We start from the raw sequence: 14,401 nt of genomic DNA, 5'->3' as shown, positions 1-14,401 counted from the left end.
GATATGGCACGATGCGGCCCTGCCGGTCGGCAGGTCCTCTCGTTTCCCAGCGCTCACCCCGCCTCCCAGGAGACCCCCAGCGTGCAGCAATCGGCAGTCTCGTCCCCGGGCACCGAGCCCGGGGGCCTTCCCCACACCCACTCCGGCGCGCGCCACTGGCTGGTCACCGCCGTCGCCATAGCCGCGGTGGCCGGCGCGGCGGCCCTCGTCCAGCCGGCCGACGCCGGCGCCACGGCGGCCGAGCCCGCCGCCGGCACGGGGCCCGACCCCCTGGCCGCCGTCTACCCGCTGGACTGCGGCCCCTTCGAGGTGCTGGTCACCGACCAGGCCGAGTTGGACCTGGACGCGGACGGACGGGCCGAGACGGTGGCCGTGGTCCGCTGCGACGCCGGCTCGGGCACCCCGCCCAACGGCGTGTACCTGCTGACCCACACGGACCACGGCGGCGACGGCCCGGCGACGCCCCGGGTGGCGGCCACCCTGGTGGAGCCCGACGAGGGGATGACGGTGGACGACCTCAGGGCCGAGGAGACCGGCTTCACGGCCCGGCTGGTCGGCTACTCGTCCGTCGACGTCCCCCGCTGCTGCCCCGACCTGCTGCGCGACGTCGCCTGGCAGTGGCAGGACGGCCGTCTTCAGCTGATCCCGGGCCGCGCCCCCAACAGCGTCTGAGCCGCGCCGCCGGCGGCGGGGACCCCGGCGCCCTCACTCGGCGTCGGGGCCCAGCACCTCCGTGCGGTCGGCGACCCGGCGGACATGGATGCACTGGCCGGGGCAGTCCTTGACCGAGTCGGTGATCTCCCGCAGCAGCGGCAGCGGCACCGGGGCGCTGGCCCCCGGCTCGGTCAGCAACTCGGCCTCCGTCCCCGGCTCCGTCGGCGGTTTCACATAGGCGAGACCGTCGATGTCCAACTCGAACACCTCGGGCGCGTACTGCGCGCAGATTCCGTCGCCGGTGCAGAGGTCCTGATCGATCCAGACCTCAAGCTCATCGGCCTGAGGCGCTTCGTTCCTCGTGGTCATATCGACTACCGCTCCTGTCGGATCCTCGTGGGCGTCACAGCAAAGGAAGCTGTCCCCGACGGGTGTTGACCACCCACGACGATACAGCCGGGCTGCTTTTGGAACGCCCGGGGTGGGTATCCCCCTGGCGTGAGGGAGTGCGCAAGGGTGAAGATCGGACACGCCCCGACCGTCTTTGTGATCTAGGGGTTTCGAACTGCACCGGTCCAGGTAGGGTCTGGAAGCGTCCAGCTCCCCTTGGAGGAGGTGAGGACCGTGGTATCCCAGAACGACGACAGCAACCGCGGCATCCGGTCCGGGCGAGGTTCCGACGACCCGACCCGCCAGATCGCCGAACTTGAGCAGGAGATCACCGTCCTGCGCCGAAAGCTGGCCGATTCGCCGCGGCACACTCGGATTCTCGAAGAGCGGATTGTCGAGCTCCAGACGAATCTGTCCGGCGTTTCCGCGCAGAACGAGCGGCTCGCGACCACGTTGCGCGAGGCCCGCGACCAGATCGTGGCCCTCAAGGAAGAAGTGGACCGGCTCGCCCAGCCGCCGTCCGGCTTCGGAGTCTTTCTCATCGCCAACGAGGACGGCACCGCCGATATCTTCACCGGCGGCCGAAAGCTTCGGGTCAACGTCAGCCCGGGCCTGGAACTCGACGAGCTGCGCCGTGGCCAGGAGGTCATGCTCAACGAGGCGCTCAACATCGTGGCCGCGATGGAGTTCGAGAGCGCGGGCGACATCGTCACCCTCAAGGAGGTCCTGGAGGACGGCGAGCGCGCCCTGGTGGTCGGCCACACCGACGAGGAGCGGGTCGTCAAGCTCGCCGAGCCGCTGATGGCGGCCACGCTGCGGGCCGGGGACGCGCTGCTGCTTGAGCCCCGCTCCGGCTATGTCTTCGAGGTGGTGCCCAAGAGCGAGGTCGAGGAGCTGGTCCTCGAAGAGGTCCCGGACATCGACTACACCAGGATCGGCGGCCTCGGCGGCCAGATCGAGCTGATCAGGGACGCCGTCGAGCTTCCGTATCTCTACCCGGACCTCTTCCGCGAGCACGAGCTGCGCCCCCCCAAGGGCGTGCTGCTCTACGGCCCGCCCGGCTGCGGCAAGACGCTGATCGCCAAGGCGGTCGCCAACTCCCTTGCCAAGAAGGTTGCCGAGGTCACCGGCAAGCCGGCGGGGAAGAGCTTCTTCCTCAACATCAAGGGCCCCGAGCTGCTCAACAAGTACGTGGGCGAGACCGAGCGGCACATCCGCCTGGTCTTCCAGCGGGCCAGGGAGAAGGCCAGCGAGGGCACCCCGGTCATCGTCTTCTTCGACGAGATGGACTCCCTCTTCCGCACCCGTGGCTCCGGCGTCAGCTCGGACGTGGAGAACACCATCGTCCCGCAGCTGCTCTCCGAGATCGACGGTGTGGAGGGCCTGGAGAACGTCATCGTGATCGGCGCCTCGAACCGCGAGGACATGATCGACCCGGCGATCCTGCGGCCAGGGCGTCTCGATGTGAAGATCAAGATCGAGCGCCCCGACGCGGAGGCCGCCAGGGACATCTTCTCCAAGTACCTCACCGCCAGGCTCCCGCTGCACGCCGACGACGTGCAGGAACACCAGGGCAGCCCGGACGCGGCGATCGACGGCATGATCCAGACCGTCGTGGAGCAGATGTACGCGGAGACCGAGGAGAACCGCTTCCTGGAGGTCACCTACGCCAACGGTGACAAGGAGGTCCTCTACTTCAAGGACTTCAACTCCGGCGCCATGATCCAGAACATCGTGGACCGGGCCAAGAAGATGGCGATCAAGGACTTCCTCGACCACCAGCAGAAGGGCATCCGTGTCTCCCATCTGATCTCGGCCTGCGTGGACGAGTTCAAGGAGAACGAGGACCTGCCCAACACCACCAACCCGGACGACTGGGCCCGGATCTCCGGTAAGAAGGGCGAGCGGATCGTCTTCATCCGCACCCTGGTCACCGGCAAGCAGGGCGGCGACACCGGCCGCTCGATCGACACGGTGGCGAACACCGGCCAGTACCTGTAAACGACGGCATCCGGCTGCGGGGCACGCGAGGCGTGGCCCGCAGCCGGACGCATTCCCAGACAGTCCCTAAGGAAACTCGCGGTGATCTCCCCACCGCATGCCGTGTCGCCTAGGCTTCTAGCCAGCGAACGGACGGCCGAGGGCCGCCGCGAGGCAAGGAGGGTCGCATGACCGTACGGCGAGTGATGGGCATCGAGACGGAGTACGGCGTCTCCGTCCCCGGCCACCCGAACGCCAATGCCATGCTCACCTCCTCCCAGGTCGTGAACGCCTACGCGGCGGCGATGCACCGGGCCAGAAGAGCGCGCTGGGACTTCGAGGAGGAGAACCCGCTCCGCGACGCGCGCGGCTTCGATCTGGCGCGGGACACCGCGGACGCCAGCCAGCTCACCGACGAGGACATCGGCCTGGCCAACGTCATCCTCACCAACGGCGCCCGCCTCTACGTGGACCACGCGCACCCCGAGTACAGCGCCCCCGAGACCACCAATCCGCTGGACGCCGTCCGCTGGGACAAGGCGGGGGAGCGGATCATGGCCGAGGCGGCCAGGCGCGCCGCCGAGGTGCCCGGGTCCCAGCCGATCCTGCTCTACAAGAACAACACGGACAACAAGGGCGCCTCCTACGGCACCCACGAGAACTACCTGATGAAGCGGGAGACCCCGTTCTCCGAGATCGTGCGCCATCTGACGCCGTTCTTCGTCTCCCGGCAGGTGGTCTGCGGGGCCGGCCGGGTCGGCATCGGGCAGGACGGCGGGGAGCACGGCTTCCAGATCAGTCAGCGCGCCGACTACTTCGAGGTCGAGGTCGGCCTGGAGACGACCCTCAAGCGGCCCATCATCAACACCAGGGACGAGCCGCACGCCGACGCCGAGCGCTATCGCCGGCTCCATGTGATCATCGGCGACGCCAACCTCTCCGAGATCTCCACGTACCTCAAGCTGGGCACCACCGCCCTGGTGCTGTCGATGATCGAGGACGGCTTCATCGCCGTCGACCTGGCCGTCGACCAGCCGGTCCGCACCCTCCACCGGGTCAGCCACGACCCGTCGCTGCGCGAGCTGGTGACACTGCGCAGCGGTCGTCGACTGACCGCGGTGCAGCTCCAGATGGAGTTCTACGAGCTGGCCAGGAAGTACGTCGAGGAGCGCTGGGGCGCTGATGTCGACGCCCAGACGCTGGATGTGCTGACCCGCTGGGAGGAGGTCCTGACCCGGCTGGAGAGCGATCCCATGAGCCTGGCGAACCAGCTGGACTGGGTGGCCAAGCGCGAGCTGATGGAGGGATACCGCCGGCGCGACGGGCTGGGCTGGGAGGCCGCCAGACTGCATCTGGTGGACCTCCAGTACGCGGACGTCCGCCCGGAGAAGGGCCTCTACAACCGGCTGGTGGCCCGGGGCCGGATGACCACCCTGCTCGACGAGGACGCGGTGACGAGCGCGCGCCTCGACCCCCCGGAGGACACCAGGGCGTACTTCAGGGGCCGGTGCCTGGAACGCTACGCGGAGCATGTGGCCGCCGCCTCCTGGGATTCGGTGATCTTCGACCTCCCGGGGCGGGACTCGCTCCAACGGGTGCCGACGATGGACCCGTTGCGCGGCACCAGGGAGCACGTCGAGGGGCTGCTGGAGAGCAGCCCCACGGCCCAGGATCTGGTCCGCGCGCTCTCCGGCGGCTGATCGGGCCCCCGGCAGGGAATGATCCAGGTGGTCCCCGGACGTTGTACCGACGAGGAGCCGATGTCAGCCCCTGCTAGTAGGGTCTGATCTTGTTACGTCACAGCTGAGCATGGGGTGAGGGAGATGGCGACCAAGGACACCGGCGGCGGCCAGCAACGGGCGTCGCGCACCAACGAAGAGGTCGAGGAGCAGGCTCAGGACGCGGAGGTCTCGGAGGACCTCAAGGAGCGTCAGGAGGCCCTGACGGACGATGTGGACTCGGTTCTGGACGAGATCGACGAGGTGCTGGAGTCCAACGCCGAGGACTTCGTGCGCAGCTTCGTTCAGAAGGGCGGCCAGTAGTCCGGGGCTGCCAGGTATCGCCTCCGACTCATGTGGATCATGTCCATCTGACGGGTAGGGTCCGTGACGTACGCTGCCCCTGCCCGGCCGCACCGCTGGTCCGGAGCAGCGGACCGTTTCTCCTACCTGGAAGGAAACCTGTGGCAGCCAACTCCCACGATCATGGGCGACTCCCGGCGGCCTTCCTGCGGCCGGGGTCGTCCTCGTTCATGGACTTCCTCACCGAGCACGCGCCGGAGCGACTCCCGAACAACCGCGGCCTGCCGCCGGTCGAGGGTCCGCTGGAGGCGGTGCACGGCACCACGATCGTGGCGGCCAGCTTCGCCGGAGGCGTGGTGCTCGCCGGCGACCGCCGCGCCACGATGGGCAATGTGATCGCCACCAAGGACATGGAGAAGGTCTTCCCGGCCGACGAGTTCTCCGCCGTCGGCATCGCCGGCACGGCGGGCATCGCGGTCGAGTTGGTCAAGCTCTTCCAACTGGAGCTGGAGCACTTCGAGAAGGTCGAGGGCGAGGTGCTCTCCCTGGAGGGCAAGGCCAACCGCCTCGCCGCCATGATCCGCGGCAACCTGGGCATGGCCATGCAGGGCCTCGCCGTGGTCCCGCTCTTCGCCGGCTACGACCTCGACCGGGACCGGGGCCGCATCTTCTCCTACGACGTGGCCGGCGGCCGGACCGAGGAGCAGGGCTTCGCCTCCGTCGGCTCGGGTTCGGTCTTCGCCCGAGGCTCCCTCAAGAAGCTGCACCGGGCGGATCTGACCGAGGAACAGATCGTCACCGTGGTGGTCCAGGCCCTCTACGACGCCGCCGACGACGACTCGGCGACGGGCGGGCCCGATCTCGTCCGCCGGATCTACCCCATCGTCATGGTGATCACCGAGGACGGCATCCGCCGACTGACCCAGGAGGAGATCTCCGAGGTCGCCAGGGCCGTGCACGAGGGCCGTCTCCAACTGCCCAACGGGCCCCAGGCGCCCATCGTCTAGCCTCGCGGTGCCGACCATTCCGCTGTGACCGACCTGACTCGAAGGGACAAACTCCGGTGTCCACGCCGTTCTATGTCTCACCCCAGCAGGCCATGGCCGACCGCGCCGAGTACGCCCGCAAGGGCATCGCGCGCGGACGCAGCCTGGTGGTCCTGCAATACGCCGACGGCATCGTGTTTGTCGCCGAGAACCCCTCACGCGCCCTGCACAAGGTGAGCGAGATCTACGACCGGATCGCGTTCGCCGCGACCGGCAAGTACAACGAGTACGAGAGCCTGCGGATCGGTGGCACCCGCTACGCCGATCTGCGCGGCTACACCTATGACCGGCAGGACGTCACGGCCAGGGGCCTGGCCAACCTCTACGCCCAGACACTGGGCACGATCTTCTCCGCCACGGTGGAGAAGCCCTATGAGGTCGAGTTGCTGGTCGCCGAGGTGGGGGCGACCCCGGCCGAGGACGAGATCTATCGGCTGCCCCACGACGGTTCGATCATCGACGAGCACGGCTCGGTCGCCGTCGGTGGCAACTCGGACCAGATCGGCAGCTATCTGAGCCAGCGACACCGCGACGACATGGACCTGGGCGAGGCCCTGCGGCTGGCCGTCGCCTCGCTGGCGCGGGAGAGCGGCGGCGGCGAGCGGGAGTTGAGCAACGATCAGCTTGAGGTCGCCGTCCTGGACCGCAAGCGTCCTCAACAGCGCAAGTTCAAGCGGGTGTTGAACCGTCAGCTGACCGCCCTGCTGGCCGAGCCCGGCGGCGGGTCCGCCGAGGGCGAGCCGAGCGAGTCGGCCGACGAGGCGGCGGAGGGCTCCGAGGAGTAGCCAAAGGCCCCCGACGGCCCGTCAACTCCGGGCCGTCGGGGGCGAGTCGAGTCAGTCGGGCGGTGGCGCCGCCGTCGTCCCCCGGCGCATCAGGCGGACGGGCAGGACGGCGTCCCGCCCCGTCCCGCCGTCCAGCACGGCGAGCAGGGCGCGCATCCCCGCCGCGCCCAGTTCCTCAGCCGGCAGGTTCACCGTGGTCAGCTCCGGTTCCACCGCCGTGGCCAGCGCCAGATCGTCGAAGCCGGTGACCGAGACATCCTCGGGCACCCGCAGGCCCAGCCGCCTGGCGGCCTTGCACGCCCCCGCGGCCAGCAGATCGTCGTCGCACACCAGCGCGGTGGGCCGGGGCCGCGCCGCGAGGGCGCGCTCCGCGGCGGCCAGGCCGCCCCGCACGCTCAGCGGCGCGCGCTCGGTGGGCGGCGCGCTCCCGGGTGCCAGGCCGAGGCCGGCGGCGAGCACCCGGGCCCGGGCCGCGAACGTCCAGGAGTCCACGTCGGCCGCGATATGGGCCACCCGGCGGTGGCCCAGGCCCCACAGATGCTCCACCACCAGGCGCATCCCCGCCTCGATGTCCGGGTTGACGGTGGCGGCGGCCGGCGCGCGCCCCGGCTCGCTGTCCACCATCACCAGCGGGAGCCCGCCGCCGCTGAGCGCCGTCAGCGCCTCGGCGGCCATCGACGAGGCCACCACGCCGTCCAACGTCGCGCTGGCCGACGCGAAGGGGTCGGGGGTCGGCCCCACGCCCTCGGGCGAGGGGTAGAGCACCACCCGGAGATCCCGCTCGCCCGCCACCCGGGCCGCGCCCGTGTGCATCCGCGCGAAGAAGTCGTTGCTCAGCGCCGGCACCACCACCAGCGCCGTGCGCACCCGCCCCAGGCGCAGGTTGCGGGCCGCCTGGTTGGGCCGGTAGCCCAGCTCGCGCACCGCGACGCGCACCGCCTCCACCCGCGCCGGCGACACCCGGCCGCGCCAGCGGTCCCGCAGCACCAACGAGACCGTGGCCTGCGAGACGCCGGCGCGCTCCGCGACGTCGCGGCTGGTGGGGGGACGTGTCGCGCTCACTGACTCTCCTCGTCCTCGGGCCCGGGCCGAGCCGCCGCCCGGACGGCCCGAGGACCGGGCGGTCGAAAAGGCGAACAGTCGTGGGCTCCGACGGTCTGGCGGATCGGGCCATCGTACGTAGAATCAGGTGCGTTATACGTAACACGTCGACGAAGGGTGAACAGATGGCCACGGGCTATGGCGAGCTGCTGCGGGCGCCCCATGTGGCGCGGCTGTTGACCGGCACCCTGGTGGGGCGGCTGCCGCACGGGACCGCGCCGCTCGCCATCCTGCTGTTCACCCGGGCCGAGGGCGGCAGCTACTCGCTGGCCGGCGCGCTGGCCGCCTCGCACGGGCTGGCCACGGCGGTCGGGCAGCCGCTGCTCGGGCGGCTCGTCGACCGGCACGGCCAGCCCCGGGTGATGTTCCCCGCCGCGCTGGTCTCGGCCCTGGCCATGATCACCTTCGCCCTGGTGGGCACCGGCGGCGTCCCCCTGGCCGTCGCCTCCGTGGTGCTCGCCGGGCTCACCACCCCGCCGCTTGAGGGCGCGCTGCGGGCGCTCTGGTCCAGCGTGCTGGGCACCGGGGACCGGCTGCGCCGGGCGTACGCGCTGGACGCGGTGGCCCAGGAGCTGATGTTCGCCGGCGGCCCCCTGCTGGTGATGCTGGTGGTCGCCGCCTGGTCCGAGGCGGCGGCGCTGCTGGTGATCAACGTCGTCGGGCTGCTCGGCGCGGCGTCCGTGGTGGTGTCGGCGCCGTCCAGGAGCTGGCGGGGCGCCGAGCGCGAGGCGCACTGGCTGGGCGCGCTGCGCTCCGGCGGCCTGCTCGCCGTGCTGGGCTGCTTCCTCTGCGTGGGCATGGCCCTGGGGGCGATCTCGGTGGCCGCCGTGGCCTACGCGGACGCCAGGGGCGCGGAGTTGGTGGCCAGCTATCTGCTCTCCGCGCTCGGGGTGGGAGCGCTGGTCGGCGGTCTTGTCTACGGCGCCAGGCCCTGGGCCGGGGCGCCCGAGCCCCGGCTGCTGGGGCTGGTGGCGGCGCTGGCGGCCGGCTATGTCCCGCTGGTCGTGGTGCCCGCCTCGGTGCCGCTGATGACGCTGCTCGCCGGCGTCAGCGGGCTCTTCCTCGCGCCGGCCCTGGCCTGCTCGTTCGTGGTGATCGACCGGCACGCGCCGCGGGGGACCGTGACCGAGGCGTTCTCCTGGCTGGTGACCACCTTCGGGCTGGGTACGGCGCTCGGCACCGCGCTGGTGGGCCCGGTGATCGAGTGGGGCGACGAGGCCGCCGGGTACGCGGTTGCCGGCGTCGCCGGCTGGCTCGCGGTCCTGGTGCTGCTCGCCACCCGTCGGCTTCTCGCGGTTCCCGAGCGCGCGCCAACGCCTGCGCCGGAATCGCGAAATGATCGAAACGCCGCGCTCGAACCCGGTTTCAGAAGCGGGCATCAGGCGTAATGTTCACTCATGGATCGCCGCATTTTCGGGCTGGAGAACGAGTACGGCGTCACCTGTACGTTCCGTGGCCAGCGACGGCTGTCCCCGGACGAGGTGGCGCGGTACCTCTTCCGTCGCGTCGTGTCATGGGGCCGCAGCAGCAACGTCTTTCTACGCAACGGCGCCCGGTTGTATCTGGACGTGGGTTCGCACCCGGAGTACGCCACTCCCGAGTGTGACAACGTCACCGAACTCATCACGCACGACAAGGCGGGTGAGCGCATTCTCGAAGGGTTGCTGGTCGACGCGGAACGCCGCCTGCACGAAGAAGGCATCGCCGGAGACGTCTACCTCTTCAAGAACAACACCGACTCCGCCGGGAATTCCTACGGCTGCCACGAGAACTATCTGGTCGCCCGGCACGGGGAGTTCTCCCGGCTGGCCGATGTGCTGATCCCGTTCCTGGTCACCCGGCAGCTGATCTGCGGCGCCGGAAAGGTGCTCCAGACGCCGCGGGGCGCCGTGTTCTGCGTCAGCCAGCGCGCGGAGCACATCTGGGAGGGGGTCAGCTCGGCCACCACCAGGTCCCGGCCCATCATCAACACGAGGGACGAGCCCCACGCCGACGCCGAGCGGTACCGGCGGCTGCATGTGATCGTGGGCGACTCCAACATGTCCGAGACGACGATGCTGCTCAAGGTCGGCGCCACCGACCTGGTGCTGCGGATGATCGAGGCCGGCACGGTGATGCGGGACCTCACCCTGGAGAACCCGATCCGGGCCATCCGCGAGGTGAGCCACGACACCACGGGGCAGCGCAAGGTGCGGCTCGCCACCGGCCGGGAGGCGTCCGCGCTGGAGATCCAACAGGAGTACTTCGACAAGGCGTTGGACTTCTGCGAGCGGCGCGGGATGCGGTCGGGGACCACCGAGCGGGTCCTGGAGCTCTGGGGCCGGACGCTGGAGGCGATCCGCGCCGAGGAGCTCGACAAGATCAACACCGAGATCGACTGGGTCATGAAGTACCAGCTGATCGAGCGCTACCGGGCCAAGAACAACCTCACGATGTCGCATCCCAGGGTGGCCCAGATAGATCTCGCCTACCACGACATCCACCGGCGCCGCGGCCTCTACTACCTGCTGGAGCGCAGGGGGCAGGCGCAGCGCATCTGCAACGACCTCAAGATCTTCCAGGGGAAGTCCGTTCCCCCCCAGACCACCAGGGCCAGGCTGCGCGGCGACTTCATCCGCCGGGCGCAGGAGCAGCGGCGCGACTTCACGGTGGACTGGGTGCATCTCAAGCTCAACGACCAGGCTCAGCGCACGGTGCTCTGCAAGGACCCCTTCCGGTCCGTCGACGAGCGGGTGGAGAAGCTGATCGCGGGCATGTGAAGCGGCCCCCGGGAAGGGGCCGAGGCGTAGGGTGGGCGGGACCAGCGGGGTCCCGCCCCGGCCGTTCCTACCGCGAGTTGGATTCATGATCCCCACACAACGAGCGCACCGCATTCTCGCGGCGCTGGCAGTGCCGGCCCTCCTGCTGACCGCAGCCTGCGGATCCGACTCCGCCGACGACGCGGCAGACGGCGCCGCCCCCATGGCCTCGGTCTCGGGCAAGCCGGGTGAGCAGCCGGAGATCGAGATCGACAAGGAGGCCTCCGTACCGGGGGAGGTCGTCGTCGAGGTGTTGGAGGAGGGGGAAGGCCCCGAGATCGCCGAGGGGGCCTACCTGCGGATGGACGTGGTGGCCACCACGGTCGAGCAGGAGACGGAGCTGGTCAACACCTGGCTCGACACCGAGGGGCAGCCGATCGAGCAGTCCGACAACGGGGCCAGGCCCCAGGTGATCGCGCAGGCCAACGTCGAGTCCTCGCTGCCGCAGACGGTGACCGAGCCGCTGGTCGGGCAGAAGGTCGGCAGCCGGGTGCAGGTCGAGGGCAACGTGGGGGACCTGCTGGGCCCCGCCGTGCAGCAGATCCCCAGCCTCTCCGAGGACGACGGCGTGGTCTGGGTCTTCGACATCAGGGGCGCGTCGGACGCGGATCCGGCGGGCTCGGTCGAGGGCGAGCAGGCGGACACCGAGGACGGCCTGCCCACCGTGGAGCTGACCGACGCGGGGCCGGAGATCACCGTCCCCGAGGGCGAGGATCCGCCCGCTGAGCTGCGGGAACAGCTGCTGGTCGAGGGCGATGGGCCCGAGGTCACCGACGGTCAGGCGCTGGTGGTTCAGTACACCGGTGTCACCTGGGCGGACGGCGAGGTGTTTGACTCCTCCTGGGAACGTGAGTCCGCATCCGCGTTCCAGATCGGCACCGGCTCCGTGGTCCCCGGTTGGGACCAGGGCCTGGTCGGCAAGAACGTCGGCGACCGGGTCCTGCTGGTGCTGCCGCCCGACATGGCCTATGGCGACCAGGAGAACGGCGGGATCCCCGCCGGCTCCACGCTGGTCTTCGTGGTGGACATCATCGGTGCGGCCTGAGCGTGGCCGGCCGGGGCGATCCGTCGATCTCCCCGTCGAGGCGCGCCGCGGCGGCACCATCGCAGTGGAACGATCCTTCGTAGGAGTGGTTTTTGGTGAACATCGACAAGCCCGAGGTTGACTTCCCTGGGGGCGAGCCGCCGGCCGACCTGGAGATCAAGGACCTCTGGCTGGGCGAAGGCCCGGTCGCCGAGGCCGGCGCCCAGGTCTCCGTCCACTACGTGGGCGTCTCGTTCAGCACCGGCGAGGAGTTCGACGCCAGCTGGAACCGCGGCACCCCGCTGCGCTTCCAGCTCGGCGCCGGGCAGGTCATCTCCGGTTGGGACCGGGGCGTGCAGGGGATGCGGGTCGGCGGTCGCCGGCAGCTGACCATCCCGCCGCACCTGGCCTATGGCGACGCCGGGGCCGGCGGCCGGATCAAGCCGGGCGAGACGCTGATCTTCGTCTGTGACCTGGTCTCGGTCTGATCGCACCGGACCCAGGCGGTACCGTGGGCCCATCCCCTCGTGGGATGGGCCCACGCGCGTGTCCCGGGGCGGGGTGCCTGTCGGGTTCGCCCGGTTCTGTCGAGGGTTCGTCGAAGAGAGGGGTGGCGGGGCGATGGCGATCGCCAAGGCCGAGCGGCTGATGAACCTGGCCCTGTGCCTGCTGAACACCGGCCGCCCGCTGAGCAAGCGCGAGCTGCGCACGTCCATCGAGGCGTATATCGAGGTCACCTCGGAGGACGCGTTCAACCGCACCTTCGAACGCGACAAGGACGACCTGCGGGAGCTCGGCATGGTGATCGAGACCGTGGAGAGCATCGACGGCGAGGTCGGCTATCTCGCCCGCCGGGACCGCAACCAACTGCCCCCGCTCACCCTGGACGCCGAGGAGGCCGCCGCCCTCGGGCTGGTGGCCAAGGTCTGGCAGCAGGCCAGGCTCGCCGGCGCGGCCAGCGGCGCCCTCCAGAAGCTGCGCGCGGCCGGCATCCCGTTGACCGAGGCCGATCAGGACCGCTACAGCGCCCTGGAGCCCCGGGTGCCGGCCGGGGAGGCCGCGTTCGAGCCGCTGATGATCGCCTGCCGCGACCGGCGCGTGGTCACCTTCGCCTACCGCAAGTCCAACGCGGCCAGCGCCGGCACCCGACAGGTCGAGCCATGGGCGCTGGAGTGCTGGCACGGCAACTGGTATCTGGCCGGCTGGGATCGGGGCCGTGGCGCCGAGCGGGTCTTCCGGCTGTCCAGGATGGTGGGCAACGTCCGCTCCCGGGTGGGGGAGTTCACCGCCGAGGTGCCCGACCAGATCGCGGTGCGCGAGCAGGTCGCCAGGTTCGCGGGGGAGCACGCCACCGCGCAGGCCAGGATCCGGCTGCGCGCCGGCGCCGGCTACCCGCTGCGCGCCCGGGCCACCCGGGTCACCGGGCGGGACACGGACTGGGACGATCTTGAGATCCCCTACGGGCACGGGCTCGACGCCTGGCTCGCCGAGTTCGGCCCCGACGTGCTGGTGCTGGAGCCGGCCGAGCTGCGGGCCGACGTGCTGGAGAGGCTGCGCGCGGTCGCCAAGGGCTGAGCGGCCGGAACGGCCGGGACATGGGCAGGGAACGGGCTGCGAGGGGGAGGGATCGACATGGCGACAACCGCCATTGACCGCACCAGGCGGCTGCTGTCGCTGGTGACCTATCTACGGGAGCGGCCCGGCGCCCGGGTGGACGAGGTCGCGCGGGCCTTCGGCGTCACCCAGGACGAGCTGATCTCCGACCTCAGCGTGCTGCCGATGTGCGGCACCAGCTTCCGGGGCGGTGACCTCCTGGACATCGACACCGACGGCGAGCACATCTGGTGGCACAACGCCGAGGCCACCGGCACCACCACGGGGCAGCCCCTGCGGCTGGCCGCCGACGAGGCGACGGCGCTGCTGGTCGCCGCCCGCGCCGTGGCCACCATGCCGGGGTTGCGGGACGGCGACCGTGACGCGCTGCTGCGGCTCACGGCCAAGCTGGAGGCGGCGGCGGGGGAGAGCGCCAGGGCCAGCTCGCGGGTCTCCGTCACGTTCGAGTCCGAGGGTGGGGTCTTCGCCGAGGTCGACCGCGCCATCGCCGAGCGCCGACGGCTGCGCATCCGCTACTACTCGCCGGGGCGGGACGAGCTGACCGACCGGGAGATCGATCCGATCCGGCTCTTCGCCGTCGGCCACACCTATGTGGAGGCGTGGTGCCACCGCACGGAGGCCAGGCGCACCTTCCGTCTCGACCGGGTGGCCAGGATCGAGCTGCTGGACGTCCCCGCCGACCCGCCGCCGGTCGAGCCGCGCGATCTGAGCGAGGGCCTGGTGCAGCCGGCCCCTACCGATCCCGAGGTGGTGATCGAGGTGGGCCCCGGGGGGCGCTGGGTCGCCGAGTACTACGCGCACGACACCGCCGACGAGCTGCCGGACGGCGGGCTGCGCGTCACGCTGCGCACCCCCGATCCGGCCACGCTGCGCCGCCTCGCGCTGCGCCTCGGCGGCGACGGGCGGATCATCTCCCCGCCCGAGCTGGCGATCAGCGCGCGGGAGGCGGCCATGGCCGCGCTGCGTCACTACGAGGAGCTGGGGTAGC

The 14,401-nt window shown here is 70.8% G+C and carries 14 protein-coding genes; 12 read left to right on the top strand and 2 right to left on the bottom strand.

The features are described 5' to 3' along the window. Window positions 1-81 precede the first annotated feature (81 nt). Entirely contained in the window at window positions 82-672 is a 591-nt protein-coding gene (locus tag K4G22_RS02155; protein ID WP_228077904.1) for a hypothetical protein, read from the top strand. A 33-nt stretch (window positions 673-705) separates the two neighbouring features. On the opposite strand, the gene K4G22_RS02150 is transcribed toward K4G22_RS02155, so the two are convergent. Beyond that, on the bottom strand, window positions 706-1,023 hold the full coding sequence (locus K4G22_RS02150) for a ferredoxin (protein WP_228077902.1): 318 nt from the start codon (window positions 1,021-1,023) through the stop codon (window positions 706-708). Between the two features lie 237 nt (window positions 1,024-1,260). On the opposite strand from K4G22_RS02150, the gene arc reads away from it, so the two are divergent. The 5 genes from arc (at window position 1,261) to prcA (ending at window position 6,876) form a co-directional block, all read left to right on the top strand. Continuing rightward, window positions 1,261-3,045: a proteasome ATPase gene (gene arc / locus K4G22_RS02145; protein ID WP_425336586.1), complete on the top strand. Its 1,785-nt coding sequence runs from the start codon at window positions 1,261-1,263 to the stop codon at window positions 3,043-3,045. 167 nt (window positions 3,046-3,212) lie between these two features. After that, window positions 3,213-4,724 (top strand): depupylase/deamidase Dop, encoded by a 1,512-nt coding sequence (gene dop, locus K4G22_RS02140; RefSeq protein ID WP_228077898.1) that lies wholly within the window; start codon window positions 3,213-3,215, stop codon window positions 4,722-4,724. Between the two features lie 123 nt (window positions 4,725-4,847). Beyond that, a complete protein-coding gene (locus tag K4G22_RS02135; protein WP_062215349.1) occupies window positions 4,848-5,066 on the top strand; it encodes a ubiquitin-like protein Pup in 219 nt (72 codons plus the stop codon). A 140-nt stretch (window positions 5,067-5,206) separates the two neighbouring features. Continuing rightward, complete coding sequence (gene prcB, locus K4G22_RS02130; protein WP_228077893.1) at window positions 5,207-6,052, top strand: proteasome subunit beta; 846 nt, start codon at window positions 5,207-5,209, stop codon at window positions 6,050-6,052. A 56-nt stretch (window positions 6,053-6,108) separates the two neighbouring features. Continuing rightward, window positions 6,109-6,876 (top strand): proteasome subunit alpha, encoded by a 768-nt coding sequence (prcA, locus tag K4G22_RS02125; RefSeq protein WP_228077892.1) that lies wholly within the window; start codon window positions 6,109-6,111, stop codon window positions 6,874-6,876. 51 nt (window positions 6,877-6,927) lie between these two features. Here prcA and K4G22_RS02120 read toward each other — a convergent pair whose 3' ends face one another. Next, window positions 6,928-7,938, bottom strand: coding sequence for a LacI family DNA-binding transcriptional regulator (locus tag K4G22_RS02120; protein WP_228077891.1), 1,011 nt, complete (start codon window positions 7,936-7,938; stop codon window positions 6,928-6,930). A 164-nt stretch (window positions 7,939-8,102) separates the two neighbouring features. Between K4G22_RS02120 and K4G22_RS02115 the strand changes: the two genes are divergently transcribed. The 6 genes from K4G22_RS02115 (at window position 8,103) to K4G22_RS02090 (ending at window position 14,400) form a co-directional block, all read left to right on the top strand. After that, on the top strand, window positions 8,103-9,365 hold the full coding sequence (locus K4G22_RS02115; RefSeq protein WP_228077890.1) for an MFS transporter: 1,263 nt from the start codon (window positions 8,103-8,105) through the stop codon (window positions 9,363-9,365). 9 nt (window positions 9,366-9,374) lie between these two features. Then, complete coding sequence (gene pafA / locus K4G22_RS02110) at window positions 9,375-10,736, top strand: Pup--protein ligase (RefSeq protein ID WP_228077889.1); 1,362 nt, start codon at window positions 9,375-9,377, stop codon at window positions 10,734-10,736. Between the two features lie 85 nt (window positions 10,737-10,821). Then, window positions 10,822-11,820, top strand: coding sequence for an FKBP-type peptidyl-prolyl cis-trans isomerase (locus K4G22_RS02105; RefSeq protein ID WP_228077888.1), 999 nt, complete (start codon window positions 10,822-10,824; stop codon window positions 11,818-11,820). A 95-nt stretch (window positions 11,821-11,915) separates the two neighbouring features. Beyond that, the gene (locus tag K4G22_RS02100; RefSeq protein ID WP_062215363.1) at window positions 11,916-12,287 is read left to right on the top strand and encodes an FKBP-type peptidyl-prolyl cis-trans isomerase; all 372 of its coding nucleotides are present in this window, start codon (window positions 11,916-11,918) and stop codon (window positions 12,285-12,287) included. A gap of 133 nt (window positions 12,288-12,420) precedes the next feature. Further along, window positions 12,421-13,374, top strand: a complete 954-nt coding sequence (locus K4G22_RS02095) for a helix-turn-helix transcriptional regulator (protein ID WP_228077887.1) — start codon at window positions 12,421-12,423, stop codon at window positions 13,372-13,374. Window positions 13,375-13,431: 57 nt separating this feature from the next. Continuing rightward, the gene (locus tag K4G22_RS02090; protein ID WP_228077885.1) at window positions 13,432-14,400 is read left to right on the top strand and encodes a helix-turn-helix transcriptional regulator; all 969 of its coding nucleotides are present in this window, start codon (window positions 13,432-13,434) and stop codon (window positions 14,398-14,400) included. Window position 14,401 lies beyond the last annotated feature (1 nt).

The sequence above is a fragment of the Streptomyces profundus genome (genome assembly GCF_020740535.1).
Classification (GTDB): Bacteria; Actinomycetota; Actinomycetes; order Streptomycetales; family Streptomycetaceae; genus Streptomyces; species Streptomyces profundus.
This window is presented reverse-complemented; position numbering and strand designations above follow the sequence as displayed.